Source organism: Micromonospora sp. LOL_025, assembly GCF_048060285.1.
In the GTDB taxonomy this organism is placed as follows: Bacteria; Actinomycetota; Actinomycetes; order Mycobacteriales; family Micromonosporaceae; genus Micromonospora.
This window is the reverse complement of the sequence record NZ_JBHMIR010000031.1, coordinates 35,139-54,606: the sequence shown is the minus strand read 5'-3', so window position 1 is coordinate 54,606 and position 19,468 is coordinate 35,139. Positions and strand designations below refer to the sequence as shown.

The following is a 19,468-nucleotide window of genomic DNA, read 5'->3' as shown; positions in this document are numbered from 1 at the left end:
CTCCTGACTCGCGGCAGCGCTAAGCCTGCACCCGCAGGACCCGTAACGTTCCAGCTGATCTTCCGCAAGCGATCGCAGCGAGCCCGCAAAGCGACCGGCACGCAACGGGGGACGATAGGAAAGCCGCAGGTCATCAGCCTGCGGACACCGACGGAGCGTCGTCTTAGGAAACCGATGCTCTATCCCCTGAGCTACGAGGGCGCGAGCGCCTAGTCTAGCGACCTGGGGGTTCACCTGGGGTGGCAGGGAGTGGCCCACGTTCACCCACGTTCACCGGACCCGTGTTGTCGCAGCCCAGGAGCACCTCCCGAGCACACGAACCCCGGGTTGGCGACCGGTGCCAACCTAGGTGACCCGCACCGGCACCGGGTTACCTAGGTTGGCACCCGCTGGAGAGCACACACCGCGCACATAATCGAAGGCCAACCGACGCTTGCCCGCGTACCTACCGTCGGCGCGGCCACCGACAGAACCGCGGAGCGCCCACCCCGGGCGCGTCGGACCCGCCGCGATTCTGACTATGATCGGCCTCCCGGCGTGCGCCCATGCCCAAGTGCGGGTGTCAGGTGGCGGTGGGTCGAAGGCTGGTTGGCATGGGCCGTTTCGGGGTGGGGGTCGGGGTGCCAACCGAGTTCGACCGACCGGCGGCAGGTGGCGGGGTCATCGCCGCAACTGACGTACAGGGCGGTGAGCATGGGTGCACCGTGGCCGAGCGCTCGGCGCGGTAGGGGACCTGTGGCCACCAGGGACACCAGTCCGTGGCCGATGGCCCAGCTTTGTGTGGCCAGGGCCAGGGCGTCGACGTCGTGGCGGAACCGTCCGACGTCCTTGGCCCGCTCGACGGCACGTAGCAGGCTATTCAGCGATTCGTCTGCGGCTGCGGGGTCTTCCAGTTCGTAGCTGGCATCGAACATGACCCGGTAGAGGTCGGGGTTGGACAGGGCGTTGGACAGGTATGCGGCCCCCAGGGCCGCGAGGTCTCGTACCGGGTCCGCTGACAGCGGGACCGCCTCGAGCCTTGCGGCAAGGCGAACGAATCCTTCCTGACGAGTCGCCTGCCACAAGCCGTCCATCCCGCCGAAGTAGGTGTAGACGGCCATGGTCGACACGCCGCTTCCCGCGACGAGCGAGCGCAGGGTGACTGGCTCCCGGGCGCGCAGCATCTGCGCGGCCCGCTCGATCAGCAGGGTACGGACCGCCGGGTCTTTTGCTCTGACCATGGCGCCACAATACATAGCGATGCTATGTTTAGACGTCCGATGTTCTGCCACCGATGCGAGGAGTGGTTCATGGCCGTGGAGCTGGTCAATCCCGACGGACTGCCGAAACCCGAGGTATACCGGCAGCTGTCGATCGCCACCGGATCGAGGCTGGTGTTCCTGGCGGGCCAGGTGGCACGCGACGCCGATGGAAACCCGGTTGGCGAGGGCGATCTGGCCGCCCAGGTCGAGCAGGCATACCTCAACATCGGAACGGCCCTGGCTGGGATCGGTGGCTCGTTCGACGATGTGGCGAAGCTGACCATCTACATCGTGGACTGGTCCCCCGACAAGATGCCCTTGCTGGGCGAGGGCGTGGCCAGGGCGGCCGCGAAGCTTGGGATCGACCCGGTCAAGCCGATCACCCTGCTGGGTGTCGCCGCGCTGGGCGAGCCCGACCTGCTGGTCGAGGTGGAGGCCACCGCCGTCCTCGCCTGACACCTGTGCTCCGCCGACGAAGCGCACGCATCGCCCCCGAGGCAGGAAACGGCCGTCCCCGTACGCTCATGCCGCCACCGGCGCCACGGTCCGTCACCCGCGTCAGGCAGGGACGCACTCGCTCCAGCCAACAGGCGAGCACCGGAGACCCGGGCGAATGATCATCGTCGGGTCCCCGTTGTTCTCGGCTCAGCAGTCGTACGGGCGGTCAGTTCGAGCGCCTGACAGGGCGCGGGCCCACCAGTTCAGCTGGCGCACCAGCTCGGTCAGGGCGGCTTCGACGGGCGCGGGGGCGCGTAGCTCGCCGCGGTCGTCGAACGCGTCGTGCACGTTCGGGATCAGGACACTGGTGCGCATGGTGGGGACGTGCAGTTCGGCGAAGACCGTCCGCAGCTGTTCCACCGCGCGTAGACCGCCGGAGACGCCGCCGTAGGAGACGAAGCCGAGGGGCTTGGCCCGCCACTGTTCGTACGGCGTGTCGATGGCCGTCTTCAGGGGGCCGGGATAGCCGTGGTTGTACTCGGGCGTGACGACGACGAAGGCGTCGGCCTGTTCGACACGTCTGGTGAACCGCTCGGCGTCGCCACCACCGGACAGGTCGCCGGGGAGATCGAGGTCGGCCAGGTCGATGTGGTCCACCGTTGCGTCTGTGTGCCGGTCGAGGTGGCGCAGGAACCACCGCGTCACCTTCGGGCCGATGCGGTCGGCGCGGACGCTGGCGGTGATGACGGCGAGGAGGTAGGGGTCACGCATCGTGATTTCCTGTCGGCGGTCGGAGTTCCGGGTCCGGGATGACGGGGCGGTCCTCGCCTGGCGGGGACAGGGTGGCGACGAGTGCTCGGATCTCCGGCGGGCTCAGGGCGAGGCCGAACTCGGCATTGAGGACGGCGCCGAACTCCTCGTCGGTCAGCGATCGGGTGCGGGTCGCGATGCCAGGGCTTTCCTTGCTGTAGTCGCGGCCGATGAGCCGGCGGATCGCGATGTCGTCCTTGCGTACGACGATGCACTGCTGGGTGAACGGCGAGTGCGGGCTGGTGGCGGTGTTGTGGTTGGCGACCTCGACGTCGACCGGGTATTGCGGTTCCTCGGTGAAGGTCAGCAGCGTGGTCCAGGTGTCGGTCGCTCGCTCACGCAGCCGCCAGGCGCCATCGGCGCCGCGCTGGAGTTGGTACTTCCACGCGCCCTGGCGCTGCGGGTCGCCCTCGATCAGGGGCAGCGGTTCGAGCAGGCCGGAGCCGAAGCCCACGTCGGCCAGCCACACCTGGTCGCCGTCGTCGACCCGCAGGACCAGGTGTGAGCGCGGGCGCGGCTGCTCGGCCGGGTCGCCGGTCCGGGCGAGCAGCCGGTCCACCCGGTAACCGAGTTGTTGGAGTACCGCACCGAAGAGCACGTTGTGCTCGTAGCAGTACCCGCCGCGGCCTGCGTGGACGAGCTTGTCCTGCACCCGCGGAAGGTCCACCTCGACGCCCCGGCCGAGCATCACGTCGAGATTCTCGAAGGTGATCGCGGCGATGTGGGCCCGGTGCAGGTCGCGCAGGGTCGCACCGTCCGACGTGATCGGTCCGCGATGGTCGATCCGACACAGGTACGCGTCGAGATCGAGTGCGTCGGTCCGCCAATGGGTCGTGGGACCGACGTCTCCCAGTGGTGGAGCCTGTGGAAGGGGCATGTCACATTCCTCTCACGTCAGCGATTCGGAACGGGGCCGGTGCTGGAGCGGACGACGAGTTCGGTCGGCAGGATCAGGCGGTTCGGCGTGTTGTCCGGGTCGAGCAACATTCGTGCCATCAGCCGGCCCTTCTCGTGGATGGGCTGGCGGATGGTGGTCAACCCGGTCGCGGCCGCCAGGGGCACGTCGTCGAAGCCCGTGATCGACAGGTCCTGTCCGACGCGGAGCCCCTGGGCGGTGGCGACCTCGACGGCGACGGCGGCGAGCACGTCGCTGTCCGCGGCGATCGCCGTCGGGCGGTCGGACGCCGCGAGGAGCGCTGCCGCCGCAATCCGCCCGGCGGTGTCGGCATTGTTCCCTCCACCGACGACCCGCACCCGGGCCCCGGCCGGCAGCACCTCGCGAATGCCGGCGAGCCGGTGCCGCGAGTACGGGTAGAGCGCCGCCTCGTCCGCGGGGGTGACGGCGCGGCCCGGCTCGCCCGGCGAGGAGACCACCACCGCGACCTCGCGGTGGCCGAGGTCGGCAAGATGGCGTCCGATCTCCCGACCCGCCTGCCGATCGTCGATCAGCACGCAGCGACCTGCCTCCGTGTCGGAGGAGCGGACCAGGGGGAGCGAACGCTCGGACAGGGCACGGACGGCCGGATGGTCGTCGGTGAGCCCGTCGGCCACCGCACCGTCGATGACCGCCCGGTGTACCGCGTCGAGCGACTCGCGTACCTCCGCGTCGCTGAGCCCCGCGACGACCGGCGCGAACGGGATGAGCACCAGACTCGTACGGCTGTGCGCCAACGTCTCGGCGAGGCCGCCGAGCAGGTCGAGGACGTAAGGGTCACTGAAGGCGTACGTCAGCCCGGTCGTGAAGATGACGCCGATCGCGTTGGCCCGCCCGGTCCGCAGTGACCGCGCGGCGGCGTCCGGGCCGGCATAACCGACTTCGCGTGCCACGGCCAGGATCCGCGAACGCATCTCCGGCGACAACCGGTCCGGGCGGTTGAAGGCGTACGACACCGCCGCCGTCGAGACCCCGGCCGCCGCAGCGACTGACCGCAGTGTGACCCGCGCGCCCATGACCCTCCTCCTGTTAATCGTTTAACATCGTGCGTTGTAGAAGGTGCGACGTCAAGAACAGGTCCACGGACACAGGACCGCTCGGCTTGCGCGTCATCCAGCGGTCATGAAGCCGGTCACTGGCTCGCGGAGGCACCGGAGGCCGCCTCTCGACGCGCTCTGCCCGCCACCATGAGCCAATATCCGCCAGCCATCGGATGACCGGTTCGTAACTGGTCGACCAGCTCACGCCCGGCCGTCACGCTGCGCTCGCCACCAGCCGGCCCGACGAACGCCCGCACGCCACACCCACCGGACTCGTCCCGCACCACCGGTCGGTGTGGCTACCGATCACCGGCGGCACCATCCGTCTCGCCACCATCGCCGGGCACCCGTGGGCTTCCGTGGTCGTGCGCGAAGGCACCAACCCCACCGACGCGCTCACCACAGCAACACGTTGGTGCGGCCAGCGGTAACCATCCTTCGAACGAGTTCGTCGCCACTCCCGGGGCGGTTGCGGCCAGGCGGTGGCCCGGCTGCTGAAACTCATCAGTGTGGTCTGGCCACGGCATACTCGGGCGTCATGGGATTCGAAGAGGAGTGGCAGGACCTGGTTCCGGGGACCGACCGCATTTCCGGCATCGGGGTCGCGGTCGGCGGGCTCGACGGTGAGGTCTGGACTGCCGGTCACGACCTGCTGTTCCCGGCGTGTTCGATCAGCAAGCACGTCGCCGCGTTCGGCACGCTGCGGCTGGTCGCCGACGCGACCCTCGACCTGGACACCGACGTCAACGCCTACCTGTCCGCCTGGCAGCTGCCGGGCACCGGCACGGTGACCGTACGCCAGCTTCTGGCCCACACCGCGGGCCTGACCGAGAACTGGTTTCCCGGGTACGCCGCGGGCGAGCCCGTGCCATCACTGCAGCAGATTCTGCGGGGTGAGCCCCCGGCCAACACGCCCAGGGTCCGGCGCGAACTGCCGCCGGGCACTCAATTCCGTTATTCAGGCAGCCACTACGCGGTTCTCGAGCAGCTCCTGACCGACGTGACTTCGACGCCGTTCGACAAGCTGATGGCGACGCTCGTGCTGGAACCGGTGGGCATGGCGGACAGCAGCTACGATCAGCACTTCCCGAACAGGCACCGGGGCCGTGCGGCCCGCGGCCACTGCGGTGGCAACCCCGTGCATGGCGGCTGGCATACGCAGCCGGAGATGGCCGGCGCTGGGATGTGGAGTACCCCGGCGGACCTGGTGCGGCTGGAGCTGGAGATCTGCCGTGCCGCCGCCGGCGAATCCGCGCTACTGCCGCAGGACCTGGCCGCGCAGATGCTGACCCCGCAGGTGCCCGGGGGGTTTGGTCTCGGCACCGAACTTGGCGAGGGGCGCTTTGGGCATACCGGGCAGAACACCGGCTACAGGTGCTCTCCTTCGCCTGGCCGGTGTCGGGCACAGCGGTCGCCGTGATGATGAACGCCGAGGACTGCCGCGACACGCTGCTCGCCCTCATCGAACTGGCCGAGCGCAACTACGGCTGACGCCCCGCAGCGCCCACCCACCCAGGATTGCGGGCACGCGGGCACTTTTCGAGAGAAGCTCCTCGATGAAGAGCGCGACGTCCCCTCATGCCGCCGGGCGAGCGTCAGTGCCGCACCTGCGAATCGACAAGTCAGCCGACTGCTCGTGCCGGGAACAGTGATGTGGGGAACCCCGTAAGGTATGGCTGGTGGGGTGGGAGGCACTCGGGCAATGGGGTGAAGGCGCCGCTCGCATCGAACCGCTCGCTGGCGGAGTCGCCAACGACGTGTGGAGCGTACGCGTCGACGGGCACCTCGCGGTCGGTCGTCTCGGCACCAGGAGCGACGCTGATCTTGCCTGGGAGACAGCGCTCCTCCAACATCTCGACCGTGAAGGTCTGGCCGTGCCGGTCCCGATTCCGACCACGGACGGCCGGCTGTTCGTCGACGGTCTGGTGGTGATGACCTACCTGGACGGCGGACCGCCGGAGACGCGGGCCGACTGGCGTCGCGTGGCCGCCACGCTCCGCGAGTTGCACCGGCTGACGCAGGGCTGGCCGCAGCGCCCGGGCTGGAGATCGTCGACCGACCTCCTGCACGCCGAGACCGGGACGAAGATCGATCTCGGCGCGATGCCCCCTGAGGGCGTTGCTCGGTGCCGAGCAGCGTGGGCGCGGCTCACCGGACGTCAGAAATGTGTCGTCCACGGCAACCCCAACAACCCTGGCAACGTCCGCATGACCGCGGGTCAGGTCGCGCTGATCGACTGGGACGAGGCGCACGTCGACGTCCCCGACCTCGACCTCGCGCTGCCCGACAACGCCGCCGGCCTCGACGACGGCGCGCTCGACATCGCCGGGCAAGCGTCAGCCGCATGGGAAGCCGCCGTCTGCTGGGACGACGAGTACGCAGTCAGGCGGCTCGCCGAAGTTCGAGCGGTCTGAGAACGCGTTCGAGGAGCGGGGAGACCTCGCGCAACGCCCCTGCTGGTGACCTGGCCGAGTCCGTCGTTGCGAGAGCCTACCGAGGCCGCCTCGCGGTGCAGTCGGAGACGAGCTGGGACGTTCGCGCGGCAGACGGCACCTTGCTACAGGTGAAGTGCCGCGTCATCGAGCCCGGCAGCGGCGCACGCACGTCTACTCGCCGTCTCGGACGCGGCGGCCCTCCACGGGCTTCGAACGCCGGCTCAGGTCACGACGCGGACGCCGGGAAAGCGTTCGGTGGGCCGGTGGCGGGCGAGGCGCTGCCGGGAGAACTCCGCGCTGACCCTGGTCGGGTTGCGCCGCCACACCCCGTCGAGCAGGTCGTCGAGGCCGTGCGGCGCGCACACCGCGATCTGGTCGTGCGCGTCGAGGCGTACGGCCACGGCCGTGGCGTACTCGGGCCAGGTGGCGACCGCGTCGGCGATCGTGCGCAACGGGGCCACCGGGTCGCCGCCGAACTTCGCGGGATACCAGGTGTGCACGGCGGCCTGGTTCTTCGCCTCCCACGGCGGCTCCGGCCAGGCCGCCACCAGCCGCCGGGTGGCCCGGTCGTCGTTGTCGCGGGTCAGGTCCGCCGGGTCGAGGAAGACGACGTCGACGTCCCGCACCGATGACGGGTCGAAGCCGTCGCCGTACCGCTCGCCCCAGACCAGGTCGCGGATGGCACCGGCGCCGATCCAGGCGTCCGGCAGGCCGGAGTCCCGCACGACGCCCAGCGCCCGGACCAGCCACGGGCTGCGCTGGACCAGGTCCCGCAGTTCGTCTTCCCGCATCGGTTCCCCTGGTTGCCGCTGTTGGGATTCTGCTCGGTCGAACAACCGGCCCACGAGGGCACCCTGGCCGGACTGCAGGACGTGCGCGGCCTCCAACGGTATCCAGAAACACTCGAACCGGGTGGGCTCCCGCTCGCCGTCGTGGTCTTCCTGGCTCGCCCACCGCTCGGGCGTCGCCCCGTGCAGCACCAGTTCGAGGACGTGGCGGCGCTGGATCTCGAAGCGGAGCGGGCTGATGTCGTACTCGGCCTCCCCCAGCTTGCGCACGACGCTGAGGCCCGTCAGTCCGGTCTCCTCGCGGGCCTCGCGCAGCGCCGCGTCCGCCGGGTCCTCACCCGGGCGTACGCTGCCGCCCGGCACCTGGATGCCCACCTCTTCGTAGCTGAAGTCGGTGTGACGGAAGACGAGCAGCCGTCCCTCCCGCATCACGTAACACAGAACCTTGTCCACGACGGCCTTCTTCGGCACGGTGCGATCTCTCGTATCGGCATCGGGCAGGAGGCGACTGCGGCAGCCCGCTCCGTCGGTCCTCGGAACCCCCGCGGCGCGTTCCTCCGGCACGCCCATGGCCGCCCCGGGTCACACCCCGAGGCGGGCAGCGGGTCAGGAGGTTGCGGCGGGCTTCCTGGTGGGGCCGGCCGAGGTGGCGGCCTGAGTGGGGCGGCGGGTCAGGACCCGGGGGCCGGAGGCCGTGATGGCGACGGTGTGTTCGGAGTGGGCGGTACGGGAGCCGTCGGCGGAGCGGATCGTCCAGCCGTCCTTGTCGAACTTGATTTTGTCCGTGGAGCGGCAGAACCAGGGCTCGATGGCGATGGTGAGGCCGGGGTCGAGTTTCAGGCCGCGGCGGGGGCGGCCGTCGTTGGACACGTGCGGGGCCTCGTGCATGGTGCGGCCGATGCCGTGGCCACCGAACTCGGCGTTGACGCCGTAGCCGTAGGAGCGGGCGACCTCGCCGATCGCGGCGGAGATGTCGCCGAGGCGGCCGCCGGGCTGGGCGGCGGTGATGGCGGCCTCCAGTGCGACCTCGGTGGCCTCGATCAGCTTCAGGTCTGCCGGGTCGGGGGTGCCGACGACGACGGAGAGCGCGGAGTCGGCGACCCAGCCGTCGATGCCGACCGCCATGTCGATGCTGAGCAGGTCACCGTCGCGCAGGACATAGTCGTGCGGCAGGCCGTGCAGGACCGCGTCGTTGACCGACAGGCACAGCACGTTGCGGAACGGGCCGCGGCCGAACGAAGGGGCGTAGTCCCAGTAGCAGGATTCGGCACCGCGCTCGGCGATCCGGCGGCGGGCGTGGTGTTCGAGGTCCATCAGGTTGACGCCGACCGCGGCGACACCACTCAGCTCGGCGAGCAACTCGCCGACGAACTGGCCGGCCACCGCCATCCGGTCGATCTCCTCGGCGGACTTGAGTTCGATCACGACAGCCTCCCTCTCCCTGTGCGGTATTTTTATACCACGCCAGGTCGGGACGCCCCGGGGGTATCCTGCTGGCATGGTGCGCCAACCACTCACCGCCGAACAGATCGCAGCGGGCCAGCGACTCGGAGCTGCCCTCCGGGCCGCGCGGGCGGGCCGCAGCCTCGTCGAGGTGGCCCTGGCAGCCGGCATCTCCCCCGAGACGCTGCGCAAGATCGAGGCGGGCCGCCTTCCCGCACCGGCGTTCGGCACCGTGGTCGGCCTCAGCCAGGCCCTCGACGTCCCCCTCAGCGACCTGGCCGACGTCTGGCGGGCCGACATGCCGGTCCGCCAGGCTTCCTAGAGACCAGCCGCTCAAGGCGGTGATGGTGACCGAGCGGGAACCGCGCCCGTGGAGGGAACGCTGCGGCCGGACGGCGCCGGCTCGGGGCGAGCCGTCCTCACCTCGCGGGTCCGGCGAAGGCCGTGGCCCCGGACTCATGCCGGCCCGACGGTCTGTCCGCCGTCGATGACCATGGCGTGGCCGACGACGAAGGCCGCGGCGTCCGAACAGAGCCAGAGCACGGCTGCGGCGATCTCGTCGGCGGTGCCCGTGCGTCCCATCGGCTCCTGGGCGATGACGCGGTCGCGTCCTTCGGAAGTGCCGCCGGTGAAGCGGTCCATCATCTCGGTGGCCACGATGCCGGGGCAGACCGCGTTGATGCGTACGCCGGAACGGGCGTAGTCGAGGGCGGCGGACCTGGCGAGCCCGACGACGCCGTGCTCGGCGGCGGTGTAGGCGGCCTGTCCCGCGATGCCGACGACCCCGGCTCCGGAGGAGGTGTTCACGATCGCGCCACCGCCGTGCTGGAGCAGCAGCGGGATCTCGTGCTTCATGCACAGGAACACGCCGCGCAGGTTGATCGCGACGGTCCGGTCCCAGTCGTCCTCGGTGATGTCGGCGGCGGGCGTGACGGGCGGCTCGACGCCGGCGTTGTTGAAGGCGACGTCGAGGCGACCGAACGTCTCGACGGCCCCGCAGAGCCGCCGCGGCCCGCGGTCAGGAGCGACCGGAGCTGATGCGGTCCAGGTGGGGCGCGAGCTCGTCGGTGATCAGCAGGTCGCGGCGGATCTCGTCGTGCGGGTAGCCGGCCCGGCCCACCATGTGCGCCGCGACGGGCGCGGTGGCGAGCTGGAAGGCGCCGACGAGCACGAGGGTGGTGATGTCCACCCCCGTACGCAGGCGCAGCGCGCAGCCGAGCAGGACGAGCAGCAGGCCGAGCACCTGGGGCTTGGCCGCCGCGTGCATCCGGGCGAGCAGGTCGGGGAAGCGCAGCAGCGCCGCCCCGGCGGCGACGCAGAGCAGCGCGCCGGCGATCAGGCAGACGCCGGCGGTGACGTCGAGGACGGCGTCGAGCGTCACTTGTCGTTCCTCCGGGCGGCGAACCGGGCGACGCTGACCGAGCCGACGAACCCGAGAATGGCGAGGACGACCAGCACGGGCAGCGCCGTGGCGTCGCGGCTGTAGGCGGCCTCGGTGGCGATGGCGGCGACGACGACGGCGAGCAGGACGTCGGTGGCGACGGCGCGGTCGAGGATGGACGGTCCGCGGATGATGCGGACGAGGGTCAGTCCGACGGCCACGGCGAGCAGCGCGACGACGGTCACGGCGACGACGGTCAACTGGGTACCCCTTCCGGGTGGGCCGGCTCCGAGGGGCCGGCGGCGTGGGGTTGCGTCACGCGGCGCAGTTCGTCGGGCGAGCCGATGGCGGCGACGATCCGCGCTTCGAGGTCGAGCACGCCCTGCCGGAACCGCTCCACCTCCTCGCGGCTGCGGACGCCGAGGACGTGCACGTAGAGGGTGCCGGTCGTCCGGTCGGCCTCGATGATGAGGCTGCCGGGCACCAGGGACAGCGCCTCGGCGGTCAGCGTGAGGTTGAGGTCGGTGTTGACCCGCAGCGGCACGGCGATGATCGCGCTGAGCGGGGGGTGCCCGATCCGCATCGCCAGCCAGGCGATCTGGGCGGAGGCGACGACGAGGTCCCGCAGGAACCGCACCCAGAACCGCGCGAGCGGCACGGGGCGGATCCGCCCGGCGAAGGTCACCGGCGGCAGCGGGAACACCGCCAGCAGCACGACGGAGAGCACCAGCCCGCTGATCAGGTTGGCCCAGGAGAGGGTGCCCCACAGCAGCACCCAGACGCTGGTCAGCCCGGTCACGGCGACGATCCGGTTGTGCCGGCGGGCCCCGCGCGTCAGCGGCGGGTTCGCCGGCCCGGTGGGGCCCGTCGGATTCGTCCGGTCACTGGTCACGGGGCACCGTCCGGGAACACGGCCTCGACGTACGGGGTCCGGCGCAGCAGGTCGTCGGCGGCGTCGGTGCTGATGTCGAACAGCGGCCCGGCCACCACGGTCAGCGCCAGACCCAGCACCACCAGGGCGGCGGTCGACCCGATCATCAGCCGGGGCAGCACGGCGCCCGACCCCTCGGGATCCGGTGCCCGGCGCGGCTGCTCGGCGCCGTCGGTGCGGGCGGCCCGGACGGCGTCGTCGGCGTCCGGCATGTCCGGGTGCGGGGCACGCCAGAAGGCCAGGTTCCACACGCGGGCGATGGCGTAGAGGGTGAGCAGGCTGGTGAGCAGCCCGCCGGCGACGAGCGTCCATGCCAGCGCGCCGCCGTCGTCCACGCCGGCCTGGACGAGGCCGAGCTTGCCGAGGAAACCGGAGAACGGTGGGATGCCGGCGAGGTTGAGCGCGGGTACGAAGAACAGCACGGCCAGCAGCGGCGAGAGCCGGGCCAGCCCGCCGAGCCGGTCCAGGGCGGTGCTCCCGCCACGGCGTTCGACGAGGCCGGCGGCGAGGAACAGGGTCGTCTGGATGGTGATGTGGTGCACCACGTAGAAGATCGCCGCGGAGAGTCCGAGGGAGGTGCTCAGGCCGACGCCGAAGAGCATGTAACCGATGTGGCTGATGAGGGTGAACGACAGCAGCCGTTTGACGTCGGACTGGGCGACCGCGCCGAGGATGCCCACCACCATCGTCAGCACCGCCACCACCAGCAGCAGGTCGGCGGTGCGCCCGCCGGGGAACAGCAGCGTCTCGGTGCGGATGATCGCGTACACGCCGACCTTGGTGAGCAGGCCGGCGAAGACCGCGGTGACCGGGGCCGGGGCGGTCGGGTAGCTGTCCGGCAGCCAGGCCGACAGCGGGAACACGGCCGCCTTGATGCCGAAGGCGAGCAGCAGCATCCCCTGCAGCACCAGCCGCAGGTCGTCCGGCAGCGCGTCGAGCCGGTCGACGAGCTGGGCCAGGTTGAGCGTGCCGGTCGCCGCGTAGACCAGGCCGATCGCGACCAGGAAGATCAGCGACGAGAGCAGGCTGACCACGACGTACGTGGTGCCGGCCCGGATCCGGGTCTCCGTGCTGCCCAGGGTCAGCAGCACGTAGCTGGCCACCAGCAGGATCTCGAAGCCGACGTAGAGGTTGAACAGGTCGCCGGAGAGGAAGGCGTTGCACACGCCGGCGGTCAGCACGAGGTAGGTCGGGTGGTAGACCGACAGCGGCGTCTCCTCGTTGCCGTCGGCCGTGCCCTGCCCGATCGAGTAGACCAGCACGCAGAGGGTGACGGCGGCGGAGACGACGAGCATGAGCGCGGCGAGCTGGTCGGCGACCAGGACGATGCCCAGCGGCGCCACCCAGCCGCCGACCTCGACGACCAGCGGCCCGTCGACGGAGGAGCGGACCAGCAGCGTGGCCGCCACGGCGACCGTGGCGGCGAGGACCGTGAGGCTGACCCAGCGCTGGGCGCGGGGCCGGCCGACGAGCAGCAGCGTCAGGGCCGCGCCGAGCAGCGGCATCACCACCGGCAGGGGTACGAGCCAGGTCATCGGCCCCTCCCCGCGTCCCCGGCCGGGCTCGCCGTGGCGTCGTCGGCGGGCACGGTGACCAGGGCGACGTCGCCGTCACCGTCTCCGGCGTCGGTGTCGGCGGTGCCCGGTCCCTCGTCCCGGTCGGCCAGCTCCATGATGCGGCGGTCCTCGACGTCGTCCTGCACCTCGTCGTGCCCGTTGAGGTGCCAGCTGCGGTACGCCAGGGCGAGCAGGAACGCGGTCATGCCGAGGGTGATGACGATCGCGGTCAGCACCATGGCCTGGGGCAGCGGGTCGCTCATGTCCCCCTCGGCGGTGGTGCCGACGATCGGCGGCCCGCCGGCCCTGCCGCCGGTGAGCAGCAGGAGGTTGGCGCCGTTGCCGAGCAGGATGACGCCCATCAGCACCCGGGTGAGGCTGCGTTCCAGCAGCAGCGTCACCCCGGCGGCGAAGAGGACACCGACCACGAGGACGTAGGTCAGGTTCGGGTTCACACCAGCTCCTTCGTCCGGTCGTCGGCCTGTTCGGTCTCGCGTTGGTCGGTCTCCTGCTGGCGGTCCATCTCCGCGCCCAGGCTGCGCAGGATGTCCAGGACCAGGCCGACCACGATGAGGTAGACGCCGACGTCGAAGAAGACCGACGTGACGAAGTGGACGTGGCCGAGGACCGGCAGGTGCAGGTCCAGCAGGGCGCTCTGGAGGAACTCCCCGCCCAGCAGCATCGCGGCGACGCCCGTGCCGACCGCGACGAACAGCCCCGCGCCGAGCACCGCGCCGGCGTCGACGGGGGCGGCCCCGTTGAGTTCGGTGCGCCCGCCCGCCAGGTAGCGCACGGCCAGCGCGAGCCCGGCCACCAGCCCGGCGGCGAAGCCGCCGCCGGGGGCGTTGTGCCCGGAGAAGAGCAGGTAGATCGAGAAGAGCACGATGGCGTGGAACAGCAGCCGGGTGACGACCTGGAGGATGACCGACTGCTGGCGGGTGGTGGCGCCGGTGGTGAGCCAGCGGGGCCGCGCCGACTCGGTGCGGCCGACGCCGGGGATGCCCCTGCGCAGGTCGAGGTCCCGGGAGTGACGGAAGATGAGGCTGGCCACGCCGGTGGCGGCCACCACCAGGACGGCGATCTCGCCCATGGTGTCCCAGGCCCGGATGTCGACCAGGGTCACGTTGACGATGTTCTTGCCGCCGCCGTAGGAGACGGCCTCGTCGGGGAAGTCGACGGAGATCGGGGTGGCGGTCCGCGCTCCGGCCGCGACGTACGCCATGCCGGCGGTGACCACGCCCACGGCGACGCCGAGCGCGACGCGACCGCGCCGGCTGGACCGGATGGGCCGCTCGGAGAACTTGGCAGGGAGGTGGCGCAGGACCAGTACGAACATGACGATCGTGACGGTCTCCACCAGGAACTGGGTCAGGGCCAGGTCCGGGGCGCCGTGCAGGATGAACAGCAGCGCGGTGCCGTAGCCGGCGACGCCGACGAGGATCATCGCGGTCAGTCGGCGCCGGGCGCGGGCGGCGGCCACTGCGGCCACGATCACCACCGCGGCGGCGACGGCCTGCAACGGGGTGTCCCACAGCTGGAACCGCTGCGGCCAGGGCATCCCGGCCAGCAGCGCCCCACCCGGCAAGGCGATCAACACCAGCAGGATGACGCCGAGGTAGAACGGGAGGGATCCCCGCTGGGTGGCGCCGGTCAGCTCCACCGCGAGCCGGTCCACCCCGCCGATGAGCCGGTCGTAGACCGCGGCCCCGTCGAAGGGCAGGCGGGCCGCCCGGCCCAGCCGCCCCCGGTGCCGCAGGAGGAACAGCCCCGCGCCACCGGCGACCGCCAGCGCCGACAGGCCCAGGGCCAGGGTCGGCCCGTGCCACAGCGCGAGGTGGTAGCCGGGCTCGGCGCTCGGGTACAGGTCCGCGTACGGGGCGAGGACCTTGTCGACGGCGGGCGCGAGGAGCCCCACCGCCAGGCCGGCGGCGGCGAGCACGACGGCCGGCGCGAGGAAGGGCCACCGGACCGGCCCGGGCTGGGTGGCGGGCACGTCGCCTTTGGTGGCGAACGCGCCCCAGACGAAGCGCAGCGTGTACGCCACGGTCAGCGCCGAGCCGAGCACCACGCCGGCGAGCACCACCAGGTCGGCGGTGCCGCCGTGCAGGAACGCCTCGACCGCCGCCTCCTTGGCGACGAATCCGGCCATCGGCGGGAGGCCGGCCATGGAGGCCGCCGCGAGGCCGGCCACGACCGCGAGCGCCGGCGCCCGCCGCCCGAGGCCGCTGAGTTCGCGCAGGTCACGGGTGCCGGCGACGTGGTCGACGATCCCGACGACGAGGAACAGGGTGGACTTGAACAGCGCGTGCGCCAGCACCATCGCCGCGCCGGCGAGCGCGGTGTCGCGGGTGCCGGCGCCGAGGATGACCATCAGCAGGCCGAGCTGACTGACCGTGCCGTAGGCCAGCAGCAGTTTCAGGTCGGCCTGTCGCAGCGCCGCCCAGCCGCCGAGGAACATGGTGATCAGCCCGCCGGCCAGCAGCACCGGACGCCACGGCGTGACCCCGGCCACGGCCGGTCCCATCAGCGCGACGAGGAACACCCCGGCTTTGACCATCGCCGCGGCGTGCAGGTAGGCGCTGACCGGGGTGGGCGCGGCCATCGCGCCGGGCAGCCAGAAGCTGAAGGGGAAGATCGCCGACTTGCTGAGCGCGCCGAGCAGGATCAGCACCAGGGCCACGGCCAGGTAGCCGCCGCCGGGCAGGTCCGTGGCGATCTCGGACCAGCGGTAGGTGCCGGCGTGCTGGCCGAGCATGACGAACCCGGCGAGCATCGCCAGGCCGCCCAGGGTGGTGACCAGCAACGCCTGCATGGCGGCGCGCCGGCTGGCTCGTCTGGTGGGGTCGCTGCCGATGAGCAGGTAGGAGAGGACGGTCGTCAGCTCCCAGAACACGTACAGCAGCAGCAGGTCGTCGGAGACCACCAGGCCGAGCATCGCCCCGGCGAAGGCGACGAAGACGGCCGCGAAGCGGCCCAGGCGCGGGTCGTCGGAGCGGAAGTAACGGGCGCTGTAGGCGAGCACCAACGCCCCGACGCCGCCGACGAGCACCACCATCAGCCAGGCCAGGGTGCCCATCCGTAGGGCGATCTCCAGGCCGAGCTGCGGGACCCAGGTGACCGTCTCGACGACCGGGGTGCCGGAGCGGACCGTCGCGGTCCGGGTCAGCGCCCAGACCAGGGTCGCGGCCGGGGCCAGGGCCACCAGGTAGAGGGCCCGTCGCCCCCAGATACGTATCAGTCCCGGGGCGATCACGGCTGTGAGTGCGTGGACCGCCACCAGAACCAGCACATACCCTCCCCAGAGTTCGACAGCCGGTTAGCCAACCCTAACCGGTAAGGAGTGAATCCGCATATTGGCGATACCGGGCCGGCGGCGTGCCCGCGCCCGCCGACCGGTCGTCGACCTCGCGCAAGGGTTCACGGCGATCGATGTGACGGCGTCGCCGCCCGCACTCCCGCCTATCATGATCAGGAGGTGACCCTCCACCCTCCGGATACCCTGGCGGCCCGGCGAGCAGGGCGGACGACGCGCGTCCGGGCACGACGGACGACTGCCGGAGATCGAAGACGACGGATGGGTGGGACGATGCGGAGCGGGTGCTGGTGTCGACCCGGACGGCGCTCGCCGGGGCGATGGGCAACGCCCTCGTGATGGGTGTGGCCGAGGTGAGCACGCCGCTCCGCTGGGTGCTGCTCCCGGGGCTGCTCGGCGTGTCCACCCGCCCCCGGGTGGCGGCGCTGGTCTCCGCCTGGACGGCCGTCCTGCTGGCGGCGTCCGTGGTCGTTCCCGTCGTACCCGGGCACCGCGCCGATCCGTGGGCGCTCGGCGCCTCCGTGGCGAGCCTGGCCGCCGTACCGCTGCTGGCCTGGGCCAGGCGACGCCGCGAGGAGCGCGCGGTCGCCCACGTGCCCGCGCCCCGCGACGTCGCCGTGTTCACCATGCCCGCCGGCACGGGCCGCGCCGCCCGCCTGACCGCCGGCCCCGCCCCGGCGGGCGGCGGCCGGCCCCGGTCAGCGGGCGGCGGGTCCCGTCAGCGCTGCCAGCGCACGACCCCGCCGACCACGGTGAGCGCCACCGTGAGGTCGCGCAGGGCCGCCGGCTCGACCCGGTACGGGTCGGTGGGCAGCGCGATGAAGTCCGCGAGCATCCCCGGGGTCAGCCGCCCCTTGAGGTGCTCCTCGTAGGAGGCGTACGCGCCGGCCTCGGTGAAGCAGCGCAGCGCCGTGTCGAGGTCCACCCGCTCGTGCGGGTCCACGCCGCCGGGCGGGGTGCCGCCGGGCTGCTGCCGGGTCACCGCGGCGTGGATGCCGAAGAACGGATCCGGGTCCTCCACCGGGGCGTCCGAGCCGAACGCCACCGTCGCGCCGGCGTCCAGCAGGCTGCGCCAGGCGTACGAGGCGAGGTCCCGGCCGGCGAGCATCCGGCTGGTCAGGGGGATGTCGCTGGTGCAGTGGGTGGGCTGCATCGAGGCGGTCACGCCCAGCCGGGCGAGCAACGGCACGTCCGCCGGGCGCAGGTGCTGGGTGTGTTCGATCCGGTGCCGCAGCCGCCGTACCGCCCCGGCGACGGTCGGGTTGGTGCGCGCCGACTCCTGCCAGTTGGCGTACGCCCGCAGCACCATCTGGTTCGCCGCGTCGCCGATGGCGTGCGCCGCGACGGCGATGCCGGCCCCGGCCGCCTTCGCCACCAGCCGCTCGAACTCCTCCGCCGGGGTGACCGCGATGCCGTGGTTGTGCGGCTCGCCGTCGTACGGCTCGGTCATCAGGCAGGTGTGCGAGCCGAGCGCCCCGTCGGTGAAGATCTTGACCGGGCCGGTGCTGAGCCAGCGGTCCCCGTCGCCGGTCGCCCAGCCCCGGTCGATCACCTCGTCCAACGCGGTCGACGGGATCGACTTGTGCACCCGCAGCGGCAGCTCGCCCCGGGCGTACAGGGTCTCGTAGGCGGCCCGGCAGTCCTGACCGTCGAGGTCGTGGATGCTGGTCAGGCCGACGGAGAGCAGTCGGGGCAGGTGGGTACGCAGCTGCGCGACCAGGTCGCCGGCGAGCGAGGAGCGCATGACGTCGTACGCCGCGTCCCCCGCCGCCTCCCGCAGGATGCCGGTCGGCTCGCCGCGTTCGTCGCGGACGATCTGCCCGCCGACCGGGTCGGGGGTGTCGGCGTCGATGCCGAGCCGCCGGAGGGCGGCCGTGTTGACCCAGGTGGTGTGCCCGTCGATGCTGGGCAGCACGGCGGGCCGGTCCGGGCAGACGCGGTCCAGGTCGGCCCGGGTCGGCTGCACCGGCCGGTCCCACTTGTGGCTGTCCCAGCGGCCCCCGAAGAGCCAGGCGTCGGGCGACAGGGTGGCGGCGTGCCGCCCGATCCGCGTCAACGCCTCGTCGAGGCTCGTCGTGCCGCGCAGGTCCACCTGCTCCAGGCCGCGTACGTAGAGCGCCGAGTGGAGGTGGCTGTCGATCAGCCCGGGCAGCACGGCCATCCCGGCGAGGTCGACCCGGCGCGCCCCGGCGCCGGCGCGGTCGCGGCACTCGTCGAGGTCTCCGACGGCGACGATCCGCTCGCCTCGTACCAGCATCGCCTCGGCGTGCGGACGGGCGGGGTCGAGGGTGTGGATCCGGGCGTTCTCGAAAACCGTACCGGTCATGGGCTGCCTGCTTCGACGGTCGGGCGGGGGCCGTCCATGCTAGACAGGCCCCGGCGACGGGCGCGGTGGCACCCGGAGCCGGGACGTCGGGGAGGGCCACCACCGGGCCGCCTGCGGTACGCTACCGACCAGTCACTACTACGACCTGTCGTGATTGTCGTCGGGCACCCGCCCTCGGCGGCCCGACACGGAGGTGCCGGATGGCTGACGACGCGGAGCTGACCGCGTGGGCGCTGGCCGCCGGCCGGGGTGACCGGACGGCCGCCGCCTGCTTCGTCCGGGCGACCCAGCAGCAGGTCCGCCGCTTCCTCGCCGCGTTGGTCGCGCCCCGCGAGGCGGACGACCTGACCCAGGAGACCTTTCTGCGGGCGATGCGGTCGCTGCCGTCGTACGCCGGGCGCTCCTCGACGCGGACGTGGCTGCTCGCCATCGCCCGCCGGGTCGCGGCGGACCACGTCCGCGCCGTGACGTCACGGCCGCGCACGGTGCCGATGCCGGACGGGTACGACGTCCCCGACCCGGCGCGCAGCGGCTTCGACCGGCAGGTCGTGCTCGAACGCCTCATCGCGGCGTTGCCCAGGGACCGGCGGGAGGCGTTCGTCGCCACCCAGGTTCTCGGCCTGTCCTACGCCGAGGCCGCGGAGGTGTGCGGCTGCCCGGTGGGCACCATCCGTTCCCGGGTGGCGCGGGCCCGGGAGGACCTGGTCACCGCTCTGCACAGCTGGTCGGAGCCGGACGCGGGCCGGGGCGGCGACGCCACCGGCTGAGTTGCCTGCCCGCCCTGACCTGCGGGAAGGCGATGGTTAACGAAACTGCGCGGGAACCAACGGCG

Annotated in this window: 19 protein-coding genes and 1 pseudogene; 6 read left to right on the top strand and 14 right to left on the bottom strand. The window is 72.0% G+C overall.

Annotated features, from left to right (window positions below):
- Positions 1–518: 518 nt before the first annotated feature.
- Positions 519–1,220: a TetR/AcrR family transcriptional regulator gene (locus ACFHW0_RS26890; RefSeq protein WP_416611985.1), complete on the bottom strand. Its 702-nt coding sequence runs from the start codon at positions 1,218–1,220 to the stop codon at positions 519–521.
- A gap of 69 nt (positions 1,221–1,289) precedes the next feature.
- Here ACFHW0_RS26890 and ACFHW0_RS26885 point away from each other — a divergent pair, with 69 nt between their 5' ends.
- Positions 1,290–1,697 (top strand): RidA family protein, encoded by a 408-nt coding sequence (locus ACFHW0_RS26885; protein WP_416611983.1) that lies wholly within the window; start codon positions 1,290–1,292, stop codon positions 1,695–1,697.
- Between the two features lie 189 nt (positions 1,698–1,886).
- Here the strand turns inward: ACFHW0_RS26885 and ACFHW0_RS26880 are convergent, their stop codons facing one another.
- From ACFHW0_RS26880 to ACFHW0_RS26870, 3 genes are read right to left on the bottom strand one after another with little or no spacing between them, the layout of a single operon-like run.
- Entirely contained in the window at positions 1,887–2,450 is a 564-nt protein-coding gene (locus ACFHW0_RS26880) for an NADPH-dependent FMN reductase (RefSeq protein WP_416611981.1), read from the bottom strand.
- The gene (locus ACFHW0_RS26875) at positions 2,443–3,366 is read right to left on the bottom strand and encodes an arylamine N-acetyltransferase family protein (protein WP_416611979.1); all 924 of its coding nucleotides are present in this window, start codon (positions 3,364–3,366) and stop codon (positions 2,443–2,445) included. The genes ACFHW0_RS26880 and ACFHW0_RS26875 overlap by 8 nt, the downstream gene beginning before the upstream one ends.
- A gap of 17 nt (positions 3,367–3,383) precedes the next feature.
- Positions 3,384–4,439, bottom strand: coding sequence for a LacI family DNA-binding transcriptional regulator (locus ACFHW0_RS26870; RefSeq protein WP_416611977.1), 1,056 nt, complete (start codon positions 4,437–4,439; stop codon positions 3,384–3,386).
- 212 nt (positions 4,440–4,651) lie between these two features.
- Between ACFHW0_RS26870 and ACFHW0_RS26865 the strand changes: the two genes are divergently transcribed.
- The 3 genes from ACFHW0_RS26865 to ACFHW0_RS26855 all read left to right on the top strand — a co-directional run bounded on the left by ACFHW0_RS26865 (position 4,652) and on the right by ACFHW0_RS26855 (position 6,877).
- Positions 4,652–4,894 carry a pyridoxamine 5'-phosphate oxidase family protein gene (locus tag ACFHW0_RS26865; RefSeq protein WP_416612019.1) on the top strand — a complete coding sequence of 81 codons (243 nt, stop codon included), beginning with the start codon at positions 4,652–4,654 and terminating at the stop codon, positions 4,892–4,894.
- A 107-nt stretch (positions 4,895–5,001) separates the two neighbouring features.
- Positions 5,002–5,883 carry a serine hydrolase domain-containing protein gene (locus ACFHW0_RS26860; protein WP_416611975.1) on the top strand — a complete coding sequence of 294 codons (882 nt, stop codon included), beginning with the start codon at positions 5,002–5,004 and terminating at the stop codon, positions 5,881–5,883.
- 259 nt (positions 5,884–6,142) lie between these two features.
- On the top strand, positions 6,143–6,877 hold the full coding sequence (locus ACFHW0_RS26855) for a phosphotransferase enzyme family protein (protein ID WP_416611973.1): 735 nt from the start codon (positions 6,143–6,145) through the stop codon (positions 6,875–6,877).
- A gap of 242 nt (positions 6,878–7,119) precedes the next feature.
- Here the strand turns inward: ACFHW0_RS26855 and ACFHW0_RS26850 are convergent, their stop codons facing one another.
- Together ACFHW0_RS26850 and map are read right to left on the bottom strand one after the other, a co-directional pair.
- Positions 7,120–8,139 carry a nucleotidyltransferase family protein gene (locus ACFHW0_RS26850; RefSeq protein ID WP_416611971.1) on the bottom strand — a complete coding sequence of 340 codons (1,020 nt, stop codon included), beginning with the start codon at positions 8,137–8,139 and terminating at the stop codon, positions 7,120–7,122.
- Positions 8,140–8,292: 153 nt separating this feature from the next.
- The gene (gene map, locus ACFHW0_RS26845; RefSeq protein WP_416611969.1) at positions 8,293–9,111 is read right to left on the bottom strand and encodes a type I methionyl aminopeptidase; all 819 of its coding nucleotides are present in this window, start codon (positions 9,109–9,111) and stop codon (positions 8,293–8,295) included.
- Between the two features lie 73 nt (positions 9,112–9,184).
- On the opposite strand from map, the gene ACFHW0_RS26840 reads away from it, so the two are divergent.
- Positions 9,185–9,451: a helix-turn-helix domain-containing protein gene (locus ACFHW0_RS26840; RefSeq protein ID WP_132231774.1), complete on the top strand. Its 267-nt coding sequence runs from the start codon at positions 9,185–9,187 to the stop codon at positions 9,449–9,451.
- 134 nt (positions 9,452–9,585) lie between these two features.
- On the opposite strand, the pseudogene ACFHW0_RS26835 reads toward ACFHW0_RS26840, so the two are convergent.
- From ACFHW0_RS26835 to ACFHW0_RS26800, 8 genes and pseudogenes are all read right to left on the bottom strand, one after another.
- A pseudogene (locus ACFHW0_RS26835) lies at positions 9,586–10,110 on the bottom strand (SDR family oxidoreductase); the annotation flags it as partial.
- A 37-nt stretch (positions 10,111–10,147) separates the two neighbouring features.
- Positions 10,148–10,510, bottom strand: a complete 363-nt coding sequence (gene mnhG, locus ACFHW0_RS26830) for a monovalent cation/H(+) antiporter subunit G (RefSeq protein WP_121396912.1) — start codon at positions 10,508–10,510, stop codon at positions 10,148–10,150.
- Entirely contained in the window at positions 10,507–10,770 is a 264-nt protein-coding gene (locus tag ACFHW0_RS26825) for a monovalent cation/H+ antiporter complex subunit F (protein WP_416611967.1), read from the bottom strand. Before ACFHW0_RS26825 ends, mnhG begins: the two co-directional genes overlap by 4 nt.
- Positions 10,767–11,402: a Na+/H+ antiporter subunit E gene (locus ACFHW0_RS26820; RefSeq protein WP_416611965.1), complete on the bottom strand. Its 636-nt coding sequence runs from the start codon at positions 11,400–11,402 to the stop codon at positions 10,767–10,769. Before ACFHW0_RS26820 ends, ACFHW0_RS26825 begins: the two co-directional genes overlap by 4 nt.
- Positions 11,399–12,976, bottom strand: a complete 1,578-nt coding sequence (locus tag ACFHW0_RS26815) for a Na+/H+ antiporter subunit D (RefSeq protein ID WP_416611963.1) — start codon at positions 12,974–12,976, stop codon at positions 11,399–11,401. Before ACFHW0_RS26815 ends, ACFHW0_RS26820 begins: the two co-directional genes overlap by 4 nt.
- Positions 12,973–13,452 (bottom strand): Na(+)/H(+) antiporter subunit C, encoded by a 480-nt coding sequence (locus tag ACFHW0_RS26810; protein WP_416611961.1) that lies wholly within the window; start codon positions 13,450–13,452, stop codon positions 12,973–12,975. The genes ACFHW0_RS26815 and ACFHW0_RS26810 overlap by 4 nt, the downstream gene beginning before the upstream one ends.
- Complete coding sequence (locus ACFHW0_RS26805; protein WP_416611959.1) at positions 13,449–16,286, bottom strand: Na+/H+ antiporter subunit A; 2,838 nt, start codon at positions 16,284–16,286, stop codon at positions 13,449–13,451. Before ACFHW0_RS26805 ends, ACFHW0_RS26810 begins: the two co-directional genes overlap by 4 nt.
- A 742-nt stretch (positions 16,287–17,028) precedes the next feature.
- Complete coding sequence (locus tag ACFHW0_RS26800; protein ID WP_416611957.1) at positions 17,029–18,636, bottom strand: amidohydrolase; 1,608 nt, start codon at positions 18,634–18,636, stop codon at positions 17,029–17,031.
- A 200-nt stretch (positions 18,637–18,836) separates the two neighbouring features.
- On the opposite strand from ACFHW0_RS26800, the gene ACFHW0_RS26795 reads away from it, so the two are divergent.
- A complete protein-coding gene (locus tag ACFHW0_RS26795) occupies positions 18,837–19,403 on the top strand; it encodes a sigma-70 family RNA polymerase sigma factor (RefSeq protein ID WP_416611955.1) in 567 nt (188 codons plus the stop codon).
- Positions 19,404–19,468: the final 65 nt, after the last annotated feature.

Coding starts and splice junctions, on each gene's coding strand:
- ACFHW0_RS26890 (WP_416611985.1), bottom strand. CDS start 1,220: ATGGTCAGAGCAAAAGACCCGGCGGTCCGTACCCTGCTGATCGAGCGG.
- ACFHW0_RS26860 (WP_416611975.1), top strand. CDS start 5,002: ATGGGATTCGAAGAGGAGTGGCAGGACCTGGTTCCGGGGACCGACCGC.
- ACFHW0_RS26840 (WP_132231774.1), top strand. CDS start 9,185: ATGGTGCGCCAACCACTCACCGCCGAACAGATCGCAGCGGGCCAGCGA.
- ACFHW0_RS26875 (WP_416611979.1), bottom strand. CDS start 3,366: ATGCCCCTTCCACAGGCTCCACCACTGGGAGACGTCGGTCCCACGACC.
- ACFHW0_RS26795 (WP_416611955.1), top strand. CDS start 18,837: ATGGCTGACGACGCGGAGCTGACCGCGTGGGCGCTGGCCGCCGGCCGG.
- ACFHW0_RS26800 (WP_416611957.1), bottom strand. CDS start 18,636: ATGACCGGTACGGTTTTCGAGAACGCCCGGATCCACACCCTCGACCCC.
- ACFHW0_RS26870 (WP_416611977.1), bottom strand. CDS start 4,439: ATGGGCGCGCGGGTCACACTGCGGTCAGTCGCTGCGGCGGCCGGGGTC.
- ACFHW0_RS26885 (WP_416611983.1), top strand. CDS start 1,290: ATGGCCGTGGAGCTGGTCAATCCCGACGGACTGCCGAAACCCGAGGTA.
- ACFHW0_RS26880 (WP_416611981.1), bottom strand. CDS start 2,450: ATGCGTGACCCCTACCTCCTCGCCGTCATCACCGCCAGCGTCCGCGCC.
- ACFHW0_RS26815 (WP_416611963.1), bottom strand. CDS start 12,976: ATGACCTGGCTCGTACCCCTGCCGGTGGTGATGCCGCTGCTCGGCGCG.